The following is a 20,486-nucleotide window of genomic DNA, read 5'->3' as shown; positions in this document are numbered from 1 at the left end:
CCTGCTTTTAGTACACCATAAATCCCAACAATCATTTCTAGCGAACGCTTTGTTACAATTCCGACAATGGATTCTGTATGTACTCCCTTGTCTCTTAAATTTTTCCCAATGGTGTTTGCCTTTGCATTCAATTGTCTATAGGTAAGGCTCTCCCCTTCATATTCTACAGCTATTTTATCTGGAGTTTTTTCCACCTGTTCCTCAAATCTTTCAATAATCGTCTTATCGTTTTGATATTCAATATGTGTCCTATTGAATTCATAAATAACTTTTTCTTTTTCTGTATCAGTTAACAATTCAATTTCACACAGTTTCTTTTGTGGGTCTTTCAAAACATTTTTCAATAATTGGACAAATTGTTCATTCATACGAGCAATTGTTTTTTCTTTAAATAAGTCCGTACAATACTCCCAATTCAACTCATATCCATCTTCAATACCTTCAATGTTCATTGTTAAGTCAAACTTTGATACATTATTTGGTGTTGGCAATAAAACAACATCAGCTTCTCCAAATGTTATCTTTTCATTCTCATTATTTTGAAATGCAAACATGACATCAAAAATTGGATTTCGAGAAGGATCCCCTTCAACACTAAGTTGATCTACTAACTCTTCAAATGGATATTCTTGATTATCAAACGCATTTAAGCATTTTTCTCGTAATTGTGCCACCAAATCTATAAATCTTTGTGAAGATTGTATATTCCCTTTAATCGCCAAAGTATTTACAAACATACCCAGCATATCAATTGTATCCGAGTGAGTTCTGCCAGATATAGGACTTCCCACAACAATCTCTTCTTGTCTGCTATATCTACTTAGGAATAACATGAAGGTTGACAACAATACCATATATTCTGTTGCCCCTGTTTCTTTTTCTAGCTGTTTTATAGCATTCTTATATTTTAGTCCTAATTTAGTTATAATATTTTGTCCTTTAAAACTTTTCTTCTGAGTTCTTGGATTATCTGTAATTAAATCAAGTACCGGTATTTCTTCTGCGAATTCATTTAACCAATAATTCTTTTGTCCAAACAATTCCCTATTATTTTCCCATACACTATAGTCTTTATATTGAATTTCTGGAGTTGCTAAATATTTCCCTTCATAGAACTTCGATAAATCTCCCAATAGAGTCTTCTTTGAAACTCCATCACAAATAATATGATGAATATCAATTATTAAAATTGATTTATTTTCTGTAATCTGTACAACTTTTGCTCTTAATAATGGCGATTCACTTAAGTTAAATGGTTCTACAAATTCATTTAATAATTGCTGAATATCTAGTTCCTTATTTATCACTTCAAACTCTAACAAAAATTCAATACTGTCAGTTATTTTTTGAATTGGTGTTCCATTTTCCATAATAAAATGAGTTCTTAAAATATCATGACGTTGTATCAACTTTTGAAATGCCTTTTCCAACCTATTCAAATCAAGGTAACCATTCACTTCTAAAATTTGAGGGGTATTATAAATAATATTTTCCCCTTGCATTTGATCAATGATGTACAGCCTTTTTTGAGCTGAAGTCAGTTCAAAACTATGACGATCTACTTGCTTTTCAATTGGCGAATATAGTTTATATCCATCCACCTCTTTAATTTCTTCAGCTAAATTCCGAACAGTTTTTAATTCCATTACTTTACGTAATGGAATTCTCATTCCAAATTTTCGTTCTATACTATTCACTAAAACTGTCGCTTTTAATGAATGCCCACCTAATTCGAAGAAATCATTATCTATTCCAACTTGTTCTATATGCAAAATTTCTTTATACATTTCTATAATAGCTGATTCAATTTTATTTCTTGGCGCGACGTAATTTTCTGCTAATACAAATTCAGGGCATGGTAACGCCTTCTTATCCAGCTTCCCATTTCTAGTAATTGGAAGCTTATCTATCTGCATAATGTATGTTGGTACCATATAATCAGGTAACATACTTTTAAGTTTCATTTTAATTTCAGAAACATTCCATTCTGCTTTACACACTAAATAACCACACAAATATTTTTCATCATTATTTTCTTTTACAACTACAACAGCATCTTGGATTCCTGGTAGAGTTCTTATTTTCTCCTCAATCTCTCCAAGTTCAATTCTAAATCCTCTAATCTTAACTTGATCGTCAATTCTACCTAAATATTCAATATTACCATCCTCTAGCCAACAAGCTAAATCTCCAGTACGATAAATTTTCTCTCCTAGTTTATACGGGTTTTCTACAAATTTTTCAGCAGTTAACATAGGATTATTTAAATAACCTCTCGATACACCTGCTCCCGCTATACATAATTCGCCTGGTACTCCAATTCCACATAAGGTATTTCCATTCATTATATAAACTTGTGTATTAGATATTGGCTTTCCAATTGGAACTTTTTCTATATTTGCCTGATTACTAAAATGATAAGAAGTTGCAGTAACTGTAGTTTCTGTAGGTCCATACAAATTACATAAGTTACCGAATCTTCCCCCCATCAATTCTCTTAATCTTTCCAATAAATCTTTTGATATTGGCTCTGCAGCTAAATATAATTTATTAATTAATTGAAATACCTCAGCTTGATCATGGTCCTCTATATATTCTAATATCATCCTCAACATTGATGGTGTGAGAGCTATCTGATTATGAGGTAAAAACTTTATAAGTTCCCCTGGATCCTTATTTTGATCCTCATTAAGTATGCTCAGTTTACATCCAGCTACTGAACAAGGGAAAATTTCCCAAGCTGAACCATCGAAGAAAAATGCTGTTTTCTGAACAATAACTGATTTTTCAGTGTAATTACCGTTCTCTATTTGCCAAAATACTTGATTGACAATATTTCTATTTTCAATCATTACTCCTTTAGGCATACCTGTAGTCCCAGACGTATAAATTACATACGCTAAATGATTCGGTTTTGATGTCACCTTTAAGTTACTTTCTCTTTCTTCATTACATTCTGTAATATCAACAATCACAATATCAGATAAACCATTTAACAAGTCCTTACTACCAGGACCACCTAACATTATTTTAATATTAGAATCTTCAATTATGAATTCCATTCTGTTTCTTGGACTCTTTGGATCAATTGGTAAATATGCTGCTCCAGATTTTAAAATTCCGTATATTCCGATAACCATTTCCAGAGATCTTTCTGAAGTTATTCCCACAACAGAGTCTGGTTTCACCCCTGTTTTTCTCAACACCTCTCCTAAATAATTAGCTTTAGAATTAAGTTCTCTATAAGTAAGAGATATTTGTCCAAATTCTAATGCTATATTATCAGGCGTTCTCTCCACTTGCTCTTCGAATAACTCAATAATCGTTTTATCTTGAGAGTATGTAACCTCTGTATCATTAAATTCAATTAGTACTTTTTGTCGCTCTTCCTCACTCAACAACTCAAATTCACATAGTTCCTTTTGTGGATTTTTCAAAGTATTAGTCAATAACTGTGAAAAATGTTGGCTCATACGTTCAATCGTTTCATCTTTAAATAAATCCGTGCTATATTCCCAAATGAGCTCATACCCATCTTCACTTTCCGTCATACTAACTGTTAAATCAAATTTTGCCGTGTTATTATCCATTTCTATTGCTTGTGCTTTTTGTTTTCCAAATGTTAGCTCGGTAGATTCATTATTTTGCAACACAAACATAACATCAAAAATAGGGTTTCTTGATGCATCTCTTTCGACCCTTATATTCTCTACTAATTCTTCAAATGGATAATCTTGATTTTCAAGTGCTCTTAAACATTTTTCTTTGAGTTGTTGTATTAACTCAATATATTTCATACCAGGATGTAAATTACCTTTAATAGCCAATGTATTTACGAACATCCCTAATATATCTTGAGTATCTACATGAGTCCTTCCAGCTACTGGACTACCTATTACAATTTCTTCTTGTCGACTATACCGGTTAAGCAACAACATAAAAGTAGACAATACAATCATATATTCCGTAGCACCTGTTTTTACTTGAACGCCTCTTACTAATTCTTTTATATGTTTGCTTAGTTTTGTAATAGCTCTTTTCCCAGAATAACTTTGATACTGCGGCCTCGGAAAATCAGTTTTCAAATTAAGTAAAGGTATTTCATCAGAAAACTCATTTAACCAATATTGCTTTTGCTCATTTAAATCTCTAGCATTCTCCCATACACTATAGTCCTTATACTGAATATTAAGTTCTAGTAATTTTTTTCCGTTATAAAAGTTAGCTAAATCATTTAATAATATTTGAGCTGACCCCTCATCATAAATAATATGATGGATATCAATTAATAGAATGCTTTCATTTTTTTCAGTTTCAATAACCATCGTTCTCATCAAAGGTGCCTTTTTTAAATCAAAAGGCTTGATAAACTTCTTATAAACATTTAATATTTCTGTATTTTTTTCCTCTATATGACTAAAATCGATTTCTACTCGATCTTCTACAACCTGAATAAATTTATTATTTATCTGCTCAAAATGCGTTCTTAATAATTCGTGCCGTTCTGTAAGTTTAGTTAACGCATTATATAGCTGCTTAGTATTAATCTTCTCATCAAATTTAATCATTAGTGGAATATTATATGTAATATTCGGTTCTTGCATCTGATCAATTACATACAACCTTTTTTGCGCCGAACTCATTTCATAGTAATTTTTTTCAGGTTGTTTTTTAATCGGTACATGCTGTTCTCGATTTGCATCCCTCTTTACTTCTTCGCTTAGCTTTCGCACTGTACTATTTTCTAAAATTTTTCGTAGAGGAATCCGTGTCCCATACTTTTGTTCAAGCATATTCACAAGTCTTATCGCTCTTAGAGAATGCCCTCCCAGTTCAAAGAAACTGTCATCAATTCCCACTCGATTTACCCTTAAGATTTCTTGAAATATCCCTGAAATATATCGTTCCGTTTCATCTCTTGGTGCAACATATTTCTCATAAGAAATATGTTTGGGATTTGGTAGGACATTCTTATCCAATTTCCCATTTCTTGTTACCGGCAAACTTTCCATTTGGATAATATATGTTGGAATCATATATTCTGGTAAATTTTTTTCTAATTGAACTTTTACTTTCTTTACATTCATCTTTCTGTCAGCAACTATATAACCACATAAATATTTTTCGCCATCTAGTTCTTTCAGTACAACTGCAGCATTTTGAATACCTTCAATTTCTCTTATTTTTGTTTTTATTTCCCCAAGCTCTATTCGGTATCCCCTTACTTTTACTTGATCATCAATTCTACCTAAGTATTCAATATCTCCACTTTCTAACCAACGACCTAAGTCACCTGTTCTATATACTGTATCTCCAGGTTTAAACGGATTCTCTACAAATTTTTCCGCTGTAAGCTGAGGTTTATTTAAATAACCTCTCGTTACTCCTTCACCACCAATATATATTTCACCAACCATCCCAACACCACAAAGGTGTTCGTTATTCATAATATATATTTGGGTGTTTGCGATAGGCTTTCCTATATGAATTCCTTTTTGTTTCTCATTTATCGGAACCATATGTGAAGTAGCAAATACTGTCGTTTCAGTTGGACCGTATGAATTTACAAGATTTGCGCCAACACAATAGTTTTCATTATATTTATTTGCTAGTTCTATAGGAAGCGCCTCACCTGATAACTGTATTCTTTTTAGTGAAGTCAATTTATTCACATCTGTATAAAAAAGGAATTCCTCTAATACTGATGGTACAAAGGATAATCTCGTAACATTATGCTTCTTGATTTTCTCTGCAATTTTTTGAAAATCTCTCTCATCCTCTTTAGGCAAAAGAAATAATTTTGCACCTCTTATACACCATAAGAACATTTCCCAAATCGATAAATCAAATGCATATGTTGTTTTTTGCATAATCACTTCTGTTTCATTAAAGTCATCTTTAAGCATCCAATAAATTAAATTCATTAAATTCCTGTTTTCGACCATAACCCCTTTAGGATTCCCAGTAGTACCTGATGTATATATGACGTAAGCCAAATGATTTTGTTTTGATATATGTTCTAGATTCGTTGCTATCTCTTCCTTACAACCAATTAAGTCGATAATAGCTACATTGTTAATAATATTATTAATTACATTGTCAGCACCATGCCCTGATAACAAAATATCTGTACCACTATCTTCAAGAATATAATTTATCCTATCAATTGGTTGAGAAGGATCTATAGGTAAATAAGCACCTCCAGCTTTTAAGACTGCAAAAATCCCCAAGATCATTTCAATCGATCTATCTGTTATTATAGCTACAATCTTATCAGGTCCTACCCCCTTCTCTCTCAGTAACTTACCTAAATAGTTAGTTCTAGCGTTGAACTGTTGATAAGTTAGTTCTTGTCCTGCAAATTCTATAGCGATAGCATTAGGGGTTTTATTTACTTGCTCCTCAAACAATTCAATGATTGTTTTATTGTTTGGATATTCAGAATACGTTTCATTATATTTTATTAAAACTTGTTGTTTTTCTAATTCATGTAATATTTCTATATCTTTTAGTAAGATTGCTTGCCTTGACATAACTTGTTTACATATCATTTCTATTCTATTATGTAAAAGCTTTAGCATCATACTACTAATAGAATCTGTATCAAAATTATAAACTATCTTCAGTTTACCCTCTGTTTGCTGCAAACCAATTTCTAATTGAAAGTCCCCTTTGTTGACTGAATTTCTGTTTTTTTCCAACTGGTATAAAACTACACCTGAAAAATCATTATATCCAAAATTCCCAAAATTCAATTCAGTTAATTTTGTAGAAGATTTATCCTTTTTGCTATTAATTAAGTCTATAATTGTTTGCTCCATATTTATCTCATAACTTTTATAATTAAATGAATTCTCAATATCAAAGTTACCTATGGTTACAATATCGTTCCCCATCGACTTACCAGTTTGAAAAGCCCATAATGCAGAAAAAAATTGTAGTAGTTTAACATTATTTTTATCACAAAAATTTACAATTGATTGATACACATGTTCATCAAATAAAAAAGTTTCTATTGCCTTCTCCCTAAAATTACCATCTTTTTGAAATTTGACATCCGCATTATTTTTCAGCATATTCTCCCACCTAAAATTAAATAATATTTGTTTATAAGTACTTAAGTTCCATTAATAACGTATCATTTATTTCTTTTGCCAATTCTTTTATATGAGTATTAATAAAGAAATGATTCCCCTTCATTTTTTTATAATTACAAAATCTTGCAGTATACTTTGCCCATTTAAAAATATTATCATCTACATTATCTTCCTCAGAATAAATAATTGATATGTTAGACAAACATTTTTCTTCTTTTTTAGTGTATTTATATTCTTTATATAGTTTAAAATCAACTTCAAAATTTTTCACACACAAATCTAATAGTTCTTTATCTTCTAACAAAAAATCATAACCATCTAGACTTCTTATATTTTCAACTACTCTATCAGATGACATATTAGATACTTTTAAATTATTATCTTTTTCTTCCGGAGGACCATTTGCTACAAAATAAAGATGAAGTGGCTTTCTCCCTGTACGCTTAAGTATTTCATAGTAAACTTCAAAAGCTACTAAACTTCCCATACTATAACCTAAAATAGAAAACGGATCATCATCCAAATAATCAATTATCTTACTTGCTATATCGTCTACCATATTTTTGAAACTCGCATAATAATTTTCTGAAATACGTTCTCCATGCCCTGAATATTCAATTGGGATTACATCTACTATTTTATGCATATATCCTTTTAGTTGATAATACATAGATGCTGATCCACCTGCATATGGCAGACAAAACAACTTAATTTTTTCCATACTCTCCCCCCTTTTTTCTTTGTTAATTTACAACTCTTATCTCTCCTAAATTTGCTTTTAAATTGAATTGATAAAGTTGCTCTCCTGATAATCTAGCCTTTACTGCACACTTTCTAATCCCACTTTTATTTATTTGTACATTTGCCCTGGGTGGAATCTTAATATAAGCCCCTGCTGCACCAGGTGAACAATTCAAATCCCCACCTACTTCAGCCATCTCTAGTTTAATTTTCCCTGAAATAGACTGTACATTAGTATGTCGAATTTTTCTTAATAATTGAATATCTGCCGGACGACTGCCAACCTTTAAATCTAAAGAATCACATAAGACATCTTTTACATTCAACTTTGCAGCCTTCGTTTTAGCTTCTATTTTTTCACCTCGCAGTCCCTCAAGGGTCAGTTCACCAATATCTTGATTAATAACTAGATAATCGATCATATCCTCTGGAATACCTATGTCTAAATAAACCGATTTAGGAAATCCAACCATAAGAATTGGAGTAAAGCGAACTTTTTGTTTTAAAATTAAACAATTCGATAGTTGATTTATTTCCATTCCCTTACAATGCCGTCCTAACGATCCATTTATAACTAATTTTGTTTCTTTTATTGCATGACAAAAAATAATTCCTCCTTTAATATGAATCTCTATTTTACGTCTCCCATTCAATTCAACTATTTCCTGGTAATTATCCATTAGTTTTCCTCCTCAATTAATCTATTTCCATCCGATTTACTCTCTGCATCAATTCAAGAGCAACTAAGATTCCAATAGCAGCAATTATTACTAATATAATGACACCTAACATAGGCTTATCATAGCCAGATGCCACAGTATTCCCTAAAAGTGCAATTAATCCGAAAGCAGAAATAATTGTAATTGGAACTGATTTTTTAATAAAACCTATTCTCATAGCAATAAGGGCTACCATACTTGTTATAAAAGCAGTAATTACAATCATTAACAATGTAGAAAAAATATCTTGCTGTGAAAGAGTGTCTGGAACAATAGGAGAAATTTTTTCTGTTAAACTAAAAATAATGATAGGTATAGCAGTGCAAATAATCATAGACACCGTAGTAAAACCAAGTACAATAAGTAACTTTGCAAATAAAACTTTCTTTCGATTAATAGGATAAGAAAATAACAATGTCATTTGTTTACCTTTATATTCTTCAATAATAAAGCGAGTATACATTACAGATGATATACATGAAAAAACAATCATCCCCATTAAAGTAGTAAATTTATAGATATTAGTATAGTTCTGAAATTGAACTTCATTCGTTTGTTGTGCAACAAATGCAATAAAATAGATAAAAGCAAGTAAACCAATACTAGAAATAACACTCGCCAAAATAAACGTATTTATTTTATTTTTTCTAATTTCAAGTTGTATTATATTAAACACATACTTTTCCTCCCGACATAATTTTAAAGAAATATTCTTCTAATCCTTTCGGAGATTTTGTCTTTACTTCTTCTAAAAGTGCTTCTTCTACAACCACTCCATTTACAATGACTCCAATTGAATCTACAATATGTTCAAGTTCACTAAGAATATGGCTTGAAATAAGAATGGTCATCCCGTAATTTTTAGATAAATTTTTAAATAACACCCTCATTTCTTGAATTCCAAGTGGATCTAGTCCATTTACTGGCTCATCCAAAATTAAAAGCTTAGGTTTATGAATGAACGAACGTGCTATTGCTAATCTTTGTCGCATTCCTAATGAAAATTTAGAAACTGGTTGGTCGCCCGTTTGAGTAAGGCCTACCATTTCTAAGACTTCAGAAACTCCAAATCCTTCCACATTCATATATGCTAAATGAAATTTTAAATTCTCAGTTGCTGATAAATGCTCATAAAATACTGGGACTTCAATTAAAGTTCCTATATTTTTTAATATCAACTCGCGATTTTTCGTTATATCCATTCCAAAAATTTCAACCTTCCCAGATGTAGGAACCAATAATCCTGATAAAATTTTAAACACTGTTGTTTTCCCTGCACCATTGGCACCTAAGAATCCATATATGGTATTGGCTTTCACCGTCATTGCGCTGCCTTTAATCACCTCTGAACCAGCAAATGTTTTTACCAATTTATCTATTTTTACCGCAAAACTATTCATCTATATCACCATCTTCTACATTCGGATAATTCTCCATAAGTGATTCTATTAATTTGTCACTCACAATATCAACACCTAGTTGCCTCATCATATATTGCATAAAAATCAGCCGCCTAATTGTTTCTGTTTTTTTACGATTAAATAGAACTGGATTCGTCCAAATATTTATCAAAAACATAAAAACTTCTGCACATTCATTAGGATATTCAGTTTCAATTGATCCATCAGCTATCCCTTGTTCTATAATTTCTTTAAAAATTAACGCTTCTTTTGTTACACCTTTTTTTATTCTTTGAATAACAAACTGTGGATTTTTAATTTGGACATTTAGAACACTATCAATCGTATGAATATTCTTGTCTGATATAAGTATCTCTAAGATTTTTATCAGCTTATCCCTACTATTTACTGAATCAACGCTGTTAGCTAATTGCTCCAACATCTCGTAAGTATAATTTAAATGTCGTTCTATAACTGCATCTAATATATCTTCTTTCGACTTAAAATGATGAAAAATAGCACCACGTGACATTCCAATAGAATCAACAATATCTTGTATACTCGTTTTATCAAATCCCTTCTCACTAAACAGCGTTGCTGACACCGTTAATATTTTTTCAATTGTTTGCTTTGAATCTTTAATTTTCATTTAAACACCTCTTCTAATCTAAACATACAGGACGTCGGTATGTTTAGATTAGCATTACAATATTTGGATGTCAATAGATTAAGATATGAAACTTTTTAATTTTCCGAAAATATTTTCTTCTTCACTTGAATCAATTTCATAATGATTTCTTTTCCTCAGTTGGATGAGCAGAATGTTAAATGATATCATGGATTCATTGGACCAAAAGTTTAAGGAACTTTACATCAACAATATAGGACTTTATTCAAGTTTATACGATAATACCTACAAGGAACTAATAGGGACAGTTGAATTAGAAGGAATAAACAACTTTGATTGGGTTTTGGGGGATTGGCAGACGCTTTTACAAGCTTATGGGCCTCTTTCGGTTTCCGGTTTTACACAATCCAATCAAGCTTGGTCCTTGAATTCCTTAATTGTAATAGGCATTAACAACGGAGATCCAAATAATCTTAAACAATTCAATTTTTTAACATGTATAAATCCTTCAGACGATTTAATCAAGTATATAAGCAATGCAGCATCGATAAATGTTATTAAGCCACCCGCAGAACCGGTATTGCTATTTAAACCTTGGATTTTCTATTTCCCAAAAAATCATGACAAATTTTTTAAGTATCTTCGGTGTACGTACAGGGCACGAGGAAAACTTAAGTCTTTATAGAATATAATCAAGAATAAGGAATTTTCGAAATGTCACATTAAAGTCCTTCCTTTTTAATATTAGTACACAAAATTTTGTAATTATAAAATAAAAAAGCATGACATAAAATTGTCATGCTTTTTCTTCTCTATCCATATTTCCCCAAACCTTACCTGTTACAAAAGCTTTTATTTGTTGAAATCACTTAATTCTCAAACACAAAATTAATCTTATTTTCTTTCCACTCTAACATCGCATCAAACGTTTTCTCGCCTTTTTTAAAGCCTTTAATTAAATCGGTCTTTTCACCTTTTAAGAGCTTTGTCATATTCTTTTGTGAAATTGTTTTACTTAATATTTTCTTCGAGATGGTAAAATCACATTGCGTTGTATTGTAGTTAGAACAACCGTAAAACGTTGACTTATCAATCACGTCGCCATCACATTTTTTACAACTACCAACCTTTTTACCAGTTGTAAATTTCGATCCTTTTCGCTCAATCGATTCAACATGTAATCCAGTGAAATCCCACTTCTCCGACATTTCCACTGCATCTTCAATAATTTTCGCTGATAGCTTTTTCGTTTGTTCCATAAATGTAGCTGGTGATGCTGTACCTTCCCCAATTTCCGCAAGGCGCTGCTCCCATTTCGCTGTCATTTCTGGTGAAGCCAGTATTTTATCACCGATTGCGGTAATTAATACTTTCCCTTTATCGGTTGCATACACTTGGTTTTTCTGCACATCTATATATTTACGGTCTTTCAGCATCGTAATAATTCCAGCGCGAGTTGCCTCTGTACCTAAACCTTCTGTTTTCTTTAATACTTTCTCAAGCTCTTCGTTCTCTAAATACTTACCTGCCGTTTTCATTAAGGTAATAAGTTGACCTTCTGTATAACGCTTCGGTGGCTGTGTTTTTCCTTCTTTCACTTTCACCTTTACAACTTTTCCTTGTTCACCTTCAGCTACAATTGGAAGAATCGTTTCGTCATCTTTATCGTCTTGGAAAATAACTTTACGCCAACCTTCTTGTATTTGCTGTTTTCCTTTTGAAATGAATTCAGCACGTTCGTCTACAAGAGTTGTAATCGTTGTGTAGTCAAAGATTGCAACTTCATAATGCGCCGCAATCAGTCTTCTTACGATCATATCGTAAATTTTCTTTTCATCACCTGATAGTTTGCTTGGATTTGTAACTTGCTCTGTCGGAATAATGGCATAGTGATCTGTTACTTTCTTTTCATTCACATAACGCTTATTATTCATAATTGATTCAACCGGAGCCGGTAATAAACCTTTATATTCATCAAACTGACTTAACTTCTGTAAAATATCAGGGAACGTCGCTGCCTCTCCTTGTGTAACATAGTTAGAATCCGAACGCGGATAAGAAACTATCCCTTTTTGATATAGTGCTTGTGTTATATCAAGCGTCTTTTTCGGTGAAAATTTAAAAGCTTTATTAGCTGTCGCTTGCAGTGCTGATAAATTAAATAAAAACGGTGGCTGAAACTCTTTACGCTCCGTTTTCATTTCTTTTACTACAGCCGGTTTACCTTGGCAAAATGCTGCAATTTTATTTGCCATATCAGGGTCTTTTAAGCGGGATTCACTATCCTTCTCCCATTTCCCCTCATACTTCTTTCCTTCTATATTAAAGGTTGCGAACACTTCCCAAAACGGCTCCGACTTAAAGTTTTCTATTTCTTTTTCACGCTTTACAATTAATGCGAGTGTCGGTGTTTGTACACGTCCAGCTGAAAATACATCGTTCATTCCTTTTTTCTTTAGCAAAATACTAAAGACACGCGATGCATTCATACCAACGACCCAGTCCGCACATGACCTTGTATACGCCTCATAGTACGTATTGATAGTATCTGATTCATCAAGCAAGTTTTTAAATCCTTGATATATAGCTTGCTTCGTTAAAGATGAAATCCAAAGACGTTTCATCGGCTTTTGTACGTTACAAAGATTAATAATGTTTCGTACAATCAATTCCCCTTCACGCCCGGCATCGCCCGCGTGAATAATTTCTGTTACCTGAGGATTATGTAACAGCTGTTTCACAACGTTAAACTGTTTATACTTCGACTTTGTTACTTCAAATTGAAATCGCTCTGGAATCATCGGTAACGTATTAAGTGACCATTTTTTCCACTCTGCGTGATAATGTTCTGGATTACATAACTGCGTCAAATGACCAATTGCCCATGTACAGTACGCTCCATTTGGAAATAACTCATTCGCTTCCACTTCTAAATATCCATCTTTCCGGCGATATTTAAACTGTGAAACAAGAGCCAAACCTTGATCTGGTTTCTCGGCAATAATTAATTTCATTTTATAACTCCCTATCCGTATTCCAGTGTTACTTTCATTGTCTATCTGTTTAGAGGCGATGATAAAACAACAATCTTATTTATCATTCGCGGGTTACTCCCCATAATGGGATAACTATAATATTATACGCTTATTCTTTATGGCTTCACAATAGAAACTCTTCATTTAACTCTTACATTCACATGCTCATAATTAAAAAGACGTCCAAAAAATCAGGAGCCTACTTACTCACATTAATTAAATTGTGCAGATAATATGCAGATATAAATAAGCATAAGAACTCTCCATATGAACATATGATGAAATGAATGATAGGACAGGGAGGTATCATAATGTTCGCTTACACAGCAACCACCTTAACACTTTGTTGTATCTCGATTCTTATTACATCTTACATTTCTAAACGTAACGGTACCCTAATGGAGTATATGGTATTTATTATGTCTTTTAGTATGAGTATCGGTTTAAGTATCGGATTTTATTTAGGAATTCTTTTTAAAGGAGAATTACTCTATTCTACTTTGCTTGCTATATTAATTAGTGGTTGTATCGGTTTTTTAGTCGGTCTACGTTTTCACCTATATACTGCTTTAGAAGGGATGTTCTCTGGATTAATGGCAAGTATGATGGGAGCAATGATTACAGAAATGTTAAACGCTCAACAAGCTCATAGTATACTGTTTATTAGCCTTTTACTTACGATAACAATAACTATGTCATGTATAATTCAACTTTTATCAGAAACTTTTTCTGCTTTTATCCAAAGGCGTTTTTTATTATTACTTTCAATTAGTGTGGTAATTATCGTTGCCGTATTCGTGACATTCCCAGATCATACTCCCCCACCTTCCCCCGGGCATGATCAACATATACATTGACTCTTGCACCGAAAATGAATAAGCAGCTATCCATAGGATAACTGCTTCATATTATTCTGGCTTATTAGGAATGTTTGGGTTGGGAACATAGTTAGATTTATAATCTGTATATTTCACTTCTGTTACCATCCCCGCGGAAGCATGGTGTAAATCATGACAGTGGAACATCCAATCACCCGGATTGTCTGCTGCAAAGGCTACTTCATATTCTTCTCCTGGTTTTAAGTTCAATGTATCTTTCACAATTGGAGAGCCTTCTATCGGTTTTCCATCTTTACTCAACACCTGGAAGAAGTGACCGTGTAAATGCATCGGATGATCGTCCATTTTAGAACGATTTACCAATTTCACTTTAACTAAATCGCCCTTTTTCACTGGAATTGGATCAATATCTGGAAATACCTTTCCGTTAATTGTATATACCATTTCATTTCCATTCATTTGCGTATTTAAGTCCATATTATATGTGGCAGTATACTGCTGATTTAACGTGAAACTACCTAGTTTTTTAGCACCATATTTCGTCATATCTAATTTCGATAATTTTTCTTTTTCATCTGCTTTATCTATCATCTCTTTGCTGCCATCATATTCAATAACAGCTTTCATTCCTTTTGCACCTTTATTTGCTGAATGGTCTTCAACATACCATTTCCCAGGATTATTAGCAGTAAATTCAATATCATAACGTTCACCAGGTGCGATTGGAATTACTTGATCCTTTATAACTTTTGGATCGTTTATTGGTTGACCATCTGTTGCAATTACTTTTATATCATGACCGTGAACATGTATATCATGTGATAAATAACCAGCATTAACGAGTCGCAGACGAACTTTATCTCCCTTGTTCACTTTCAATGGCGCTACTAAATCACCGCTTTTTCCATTGATTGTGAATAAATCATACATACTCATATCATGACCTTCCATCTTCATATTTCTATGGTCCATTCCTGCCATATTGCCAGGGTCTTTTTTATCACTGTCCATGTCTATACCAGAATGATCCATGCTGTTCTTATCATCATTCTTTTTCGCATTTTCATTATCCTTACTAGATTTATTACCGTCTGCTTTTTCTGTTTTTCCTTTTGTCATTTCTTTTAACTGTTTATTAATCTCTTCTTTATCTGTTATCCATTCATCTAACATTAATGTGTAATCTTTATCATACTTTTCATTTGTATCTTCTACAACGAGAGCACCATATAATCCTCTATCTAATTGATTTACAGAATCTTGATGCGAGTGATACCAGTACGTTCCTGGTACGTTCGCTTCAAATTCATAGGTGAAACTTTTTCCAGGTTCAACCGCATCTTGCGTCACACCTGGAATTCCATCCATGTTATTTGGAACAGGATACCCATGCCAATGAATAGATACCGGTGCAGATAGTTCATTTTTTAATGTCACTTTCACCTTTTCACCTTTTTTCACCCGAATTTCTGGACCAGGAGATGAGCCATTAAATGTCCAGACCGGAACAATAACACCGTTACTTAATTTTTGCTTTTCTTCTTTCGCTATTAAAGTAACTTCTGGTCCCTTAACAATTTCCAATGGTTTTGTAGCCGTTTCAGTTTGTTTAGTTTTTTTATCATTCATATTTTTATGATCGTTTGTTGTATTTGTGGCCAAAGAACATGCAGCAATTAAAGATATGACAAAGACTGTAACTGCTGTTAACACAAATCTCTTCATGGAAACCCCTCCTTTTTCTTTTTCAAAATCATTATAAAAAATGATTTTCAAGAAAATATGGAGATATACAATGAGCTAAATAAAAAGACGCCCAAAATTGAGCGCCTCTTCTAATGGTTATTTCGTAACAACTTCATCTTTTTTTACATTTACATTGTTTTCTCTCATAAACGCTTCAATCTCTTCAACTTCTCTAATGATATCTTTTGACAAGTTTTCATGTCCGTCTTTCGTTACAAGAATATCATCTTCAATACGAATGCCGATTGATTCTTCTTCAATATAAAGACCAGGTTCAATTGTTATAACCATGCCTTCTTCTAACACCCTATCTTTGTATGTCCCTACATCATGCGTATCTAAACCAAGGAAATGGCTGACACCATGATAATAATATTTAGACAGTTCCTCATCTTCTTGTATTAAACCAACTGCTTTACACCCTTCTGCAAGTACTTTTTTAGCATGCTCATTTAATGCAGCGAACTTTAAGCCTGGCTTAATAATCTCTGTTGTTTCTTTCAATGCTTTTAATACAATATTATAAATTTGTTTTTGGCGACTAGAGAATGTTCCATTTGCCGGGAATGTATAACTAATATCAGCGTTATAGTAATTTTTTTGAGCGCCTAAATCTAGCAGTACTAAATCGCCATTTTGAATTTGTGCATCATTATCTTCATAATGAAGAACTGTAGCATTTTTCCCACTTGCCAAAATTGTATTGAAAGCATGATGCTTAATGCCAGATGATTTTAGTATGAAATCAAACTGAGCTTCTAATTCATATTCCATCATGTCTGCTTTTGCATGCTTAAGTACGTTGTAAATACCGTCTTTCGTTACAGCAATCGCCTCTTTCATAATTTCAATTTCTTCTTCTGTTTTAAACACTCGTAATTCACAAATATTCGGATATACATTACCAATTGTTACGTGTGGATATTGTTCTCTTACATGTTTAGCAAATGCTAATGTTTTTGTCTCTGTACCATTCCATTCACGACGCTCTAAATCTAAATATAGATGCTTCACATTTTCTGTAAAAAGTATATTTGACATTGTCTTTTCAAAGCTATCTAAATATACAACTTTCTTTATACCCGAAATTTTCTCTGCTTCTTCGTTAGAAACTGTTTTACCGACCCACTTTTCCATTACTGGATCTGACTTTTCAATAAAAAGTGTTTCTTCAACACTATTTCCAACCTTCTTCAACATGAAAATAACATTTGGTTCATCGATTCCTGTTACATAGTAAAAATTCCGATTCGGCACAAATTTATAATGTGCATCCGCTGACATATGAGGTGCTTGTCCCGCAAATAAAATAGTAATAGATTCGTCTGGTAATGTGTTTACTAATCGTTCTCTATTTTGAGCAAAAAATGTTGCTTTCATAATAATCCCCCTAGCGTTCTATGTATGATTAAAAAACTAATTATCTAATCAATTCATTTTATTATTGTTACAATTTTTCGTCAATTAATAGTACTCATAGAAAAAGGAAAATCCCCCTTACTAGTACCCCTCTAATCTACATTATGCATACAACTCCACAATTTCTTGACATTTATTCCATATACTTAAAATCTCATATATAGGAAAGGAGCCACAACTTTGAAACATTATGTAGCAACTGGGTTAGCAATTACTTCCTTATTCATAATTACTGGATGTTCTAGCAATACCGAAACAGCACCCGTAAAGAAAGAAACGGTGCAATCTGAGTCAAAAAATATAGAAACAGCAAATACGAGTCCGCAAGACTTCTATAAAGAAATTACATCTGGAAAAATCGAGCACATTCACGGAATTGGCTATGCAGGAAATATGCCTGGGGTTTCTATCGCCACTCATAGCGGGATAAAAGTTTATCATAATGGAAAATGGCTTGAAACTAAGACTGGATTACATGATTATATGGGATTTCAAGCAACGAAGAACGGATTCTTTGCCAGCGGTCATCCTGAACCAGGAGCAAATTTAAAAAACCCTTTAGGATTAATGAAAAGTTCTGATGGCGGTAATACCCTTGAAAAGCTAGCTTTTTACGGAGAATCTGATTTTCATAACCTTGCTGTCGGATATAATACGGAAGCAATTTATTTATACAATGAGCGTCCAAATTCTAAATTACAACAAGGTTTTTATTTTAGTACGAACAACGGACAAGATTGGAAAAATAGTAAGTTAAAAGGTCTTTCAAGTACGATTCATTCCTTTTCAGTACATCCGGATCAATCTAGTGTAGTCGCGGTAAGTGCTAAAGACGGTGTATATTTATCTACAGATTACGGAAATACATTTGAACTATTCTCTACATCACTTGAATCGACAGCAGTTACATTAAGTAATGAAGATGTTTTTTACGCCCCTATCAATAAGCAAATGATAACGAAGAAATCAATTGCTACAAATGAAGAAACAAACATACAAACTCCATCTTTAGATTCTAAAGATGCAATTATGTACATATCACAAAATCCTCAAAATTCATCTGAAATAGTATTTGCTACACTGAAAGCAAATGTGTTCCTTTCTACAGATGAGGGTAAAACGTGGAAGCAGATTACTAAAGAGGGAGCATTCCAATTTAATTAGAAGGGTGAATATAACTTGTTTTCAACAATTAGTGAATGGAGCTATCAACTCATGTCTCCTTTAATGGATGTCGCGAATGCTACGAAATCAGTACCTCTTTTATTTGCGTTTTTATTAGGCGTAGTAGGTACCCTTGCTCCTTGCCAATTAACAGGAAACATTAGTGCTATTACACTTTATGGCAATCAATCTTTACAAAAGGGACATGCATGGAAACATATATTGTTATTCATTTCAGGAAAAATAATAGCTTTTACAACGCTTGGACTATTAGTATGGGTCTTAGGAAAAGAGATTCAGCAAATATTAACTTTGTATTTCCCGTGGTTAAGGAAAATGATCGGACCTTTATTAATTTTAATGGGGCTAATGTTGTCAGGTATTATAAAAGGTAGTAATTTCTTCTCTACCATCTTCCCTATCAAATTTATACGAAAACAAAGTGAAGTCAGCTCATTTTTACTTGGATTTTTCTTTTCGTTAGCTTTCTGTCCGACTATGTTCGTTCTATTTTTCGGAACATTAATCCCTTTATCTTTATCATCTAATTATGGTTACTTGTTTCCGACATTCTTTTCAATAGGAACTGCTCTACCAATCGTTGTCCTTATGTTCATCATCTTCTACCTGGGATTAAACGGAGCATTACTGAAAAAGAGCCGAAAAATAGGAAAAAACATTCAACGTATAGCCGGTGTCCTACTCATTTTAATCGGACTTTATGATACTGCTCTATATTGGTAATACATCCAAAAGGTAAGCTTCAGTAAAATGAGGTTACCTTTTGGATCATTTTATTTATTCATTTTTTCTTTTGTTGTAGTTGGCTTAGCAAATTCATAACAAACGCCAGAAACAGTGGATCATTCTCTTTTTTAGGTGACCACTGCATAATAAGTTGTCGTGGAATTCTAATTTCTATCGGTTGCACAATGAAATCATTAATAATTTGCTTATGTAGTCCTGATACTGGAACAATTGTTATACCGTTAACCTGTAAAGCAAGTGCTAATGCTGAACTAATGGTCTCTGATTCCATCACTTTATTAACTACTATTTCATTTTTCGTCAAATATGGTTCAAGTACTTCTTTACAACCAGAAAGCGGCATAATAAAAGGATAATTTTTCAACTCTTTAATAGTAAGATTAGGTGGAACAAACTTTGAAGAAACCATAACATACGGATCTTCACCAATGACATCATAATGAAATCCTTGTATTAAATTTTCTTTTATAGAAATAGAAAAATCTGCACTTCCAGAAGACAACCAATCTAAAACTTCCTGATAGCTTCCCTCTCGAACTGCAAGCACATACTGACTGTGATCAAAATTACCTAATTTGATACACTCAGCCAAACAATATACAGTAACTGAAGGATAAGTAGCTAATACAATCTTATACAAGTTATTATTCTTCAATTTTAAAGCTGTTTCTTCAAGATTTTCATACTCGATTAGAAGTCGATCTACACAAATTAAAAATTCTTTTCCATTTTCAGTTAAAACAGTTCCTTGTCTAGAGCGATCAAATAATGTGATAGCATATCGTTTTTCTAATTTGTTTATGATATGAGTTATAGCCGGCTGTGTCATATGTAATTCCTTAGCAGCTAAACTAATGCTGTTCAAACGAGCCACGTATTTAAAAACTTTAAAATCAAAAACGTTCATTCTGTTCTCCTTATATAAAAAAT

The 20,486-nt window shown here is 32.6% G+C and carries 14 protein-coding genes; 4 read left to right on the top strand and 10 right to left on the bottom strand.

What is annotated here, in order from left to right; all coding sequences use genetic code 11:
- The 6 genes from DN392_RS22075 to DN392_RS22050 all read right to left on the bottom strand — a co-directional run.
- On the bottom strand, positions 1-7,076 hold a 7,076-nt coding region (locus DN392_RS22075; protein ID WP_149238102.1), incomplete at its 3' end, for a non-ribosomal peptide synthetase.
- Positions 7,077-7,107: 31 nt separating this feature from the next.
- Entirely contained in the window at positions 7,108-7,818 is a 711-nt protein-coding gene (locus DN392_RS22070) for a thioesterase II family protein (RefSeq protein ID WP_048566920.1), read from the bottom strand.
- 22 nt (positions 7,819-7,840) lie between these two features.
- Complete coding sequence (locus DN392_RS22065) at positions 7,841-8,518, bottom strand: DUF4097 family beta strand repeat-containing protein (protein WP_149238101.1); 678 nt, start codon at positions 8,516-8,518, stop codon at positions 7,841-7,843.
- A gap of 16 nt (positions 8,519-8,534) precedes the next feature.
- A complete protein-coding gene (locus DN392_RS22060) occupies positions 8,535-9,233 on the bottom strand; it encodes an ABC transporter permease (protein ID WP_000481846.1) in 699 nt (232 codons plus the stop codon).
- A complete protein-coding gene (locus DN392_RS22055; protein ID WP_001083811.1) occupies positions 9,226-9,957 on the bottom strand; it encodes an ATP-binding cassette domain-containing protein in 732 nt (243 codons plus the stop codon). Before DN392_RS22055 ends, DN392_RS22060 begins: the two co-directional genes overlap by 8 nt.
- Positions 9,950-10,606, bottom strand: coding sequence for a TetR/AcrR family transcriptional regulator (locus tag DN392_RS22050; protein ID WP_000692812.1), 657 nt, complete (start codon positions 10,604-10,606; stop codon positions 9,950-9,952). Before DN392_RS22050 ends, DN392_RS22055 begins: the two co-directional genes overlap by 8 nt.
- Positions 10,607-10,778: 172 nt before the next feature.
- Here DN392_RS22050 and DN392_RS22045 point away from each other — a divergent pair, with 172 nt between their 5' ends.
- Positions 10,779-11,270 carry a hypothetical protein gene (locus tag DN392_RS22045; RefSeq protein ID WP_000930863.1) on the top strand — a complete coding sequence of 164 codons (492 nt, stop codon included), beginning with the start codon at positions 10,779-10,781 and terminating at the stop codon, positions 11,268-11,270.
- A gap of 184 nt (positions 11,271-11,454) precedes the next feature.
- Here DN392_RS22045 and topB read toward each other — a convergent pair whose 3' ends face one another.
- Positions 11,455-13,599: a DNA topoisomerase III gene (gene topB / locus DN392_RS22040; RefSeq protein ID WP_000766780.1), complete on the bottom strand. Its 2,145-nt coding sequence runs from the start codon at positions 13,597-13,599 to the stop codon at positions 11,455-11,457.
- A 332-nt stretch (positions 13,600-13,931) separates the two neighbouring features.
- Between topB and DN392_RS22035 the strand changes: the two genes are divergently transcribed.
- On the top strand, positions 13,932-14,477 hold the full coding sequence (locus tag DN392_RS22035; protein ID WP_000458503.1) for a hypothetical protein: 546 nt from the start codon (positions 13,932-13,934) through the stop codon (positions 14,475-14,477).
- Positions 14,478-14,528: 51 nt separating this feature from the next.
- Here the strand turns inward: DN392_RS22035 and DN392_RS22030 are convergent, their stop codons facing one another.
- Together DN392_RS22030 and DN392_RS22025 are read right to left on the bottom strand one after the other, a co-directional pair.
- Positions 14,529-16,184, bottom strand: a complete 1,656-nt coding sequence (locus tag DN392_RS22030) for a multicopper oxidase family protein (RefSeq protein WP_088321366.1) — start codon at positions 16,182-16,184, stop codon at positions 14,529-14,531.
- Between the two features lie 117 nt (positions 16,185-16,301).
- Positions 16,302-17,585, bottom strand: coding sequence for an aminopeptidase P family protein (locus tag DN392_RS22025; protein ID WP_000648254.1), 1,284 nt, complete (start codon positions 17,583-17,585; stop codon positions 16,302-16,304).
- A 219-nt stretch (positions 17,586-17,804) separates the two neighbouring features.
- Between DN392_RS22025 and DN392_RS22020 the strand changes: the two genes are divergently transcribed.
- On the top strand, positions 17,805-18,788 hold the full coding sequence (locus tag DN392_RS22020; protein ID WP_064056703.1) for a F510_1955 family glycosylhydrolase: 984 nt from the start codon (positions 17,805-17,807) through the stop codon (positions 18,786-18,788).
- Between the two features lie 15 nt (positions 18,789-18,803).
- Positions 18,804-19,532, top strand: coding sequence for an urease accessory protein UreH domain-containing protein (locus DN392_RS22015; RefSeq protein WP_241033905.1), 729 nt, complete (start codon positions 18,804-18,806; stop codon positions 19,530-19,532).
- Between the two features lie 58 nt (positions 19,533-19,590).
- Here the strand turns inward: DN392_RS22015 and DN392_RS22010 are convergent, their stop codons facing one another.
- Positions 19,591-20,463 carry a LysR family transcriptional regulator gene (locus DN392_RS22010; protein WP_001100318.1) on the bottom strand — a complete coding sequence of 291 codons (873 nt, stop codon included), beginning with the start codon at positions 20,461-20,463 and terminating at the stop codon, positions 19,591-19,593.
- Positions 20,464-20,486 lie beyond the last annotated feature (23 nt).

Origin of the sequence: Bacillus sp. BB51/4, assembly GCF_008368845.1 — a bacterium.
GTDB lineage: Bacteria > Bacillota > Bacilli > Bacillales > Bacillaceae_G > Bacillus_A > Bacillus_A wiedmannii.
The sequence above is the reverse complement of the archived record's forward strand: the minus strand, read 5'-3'. Positions and strand labels throughout refer to the sequence as shown.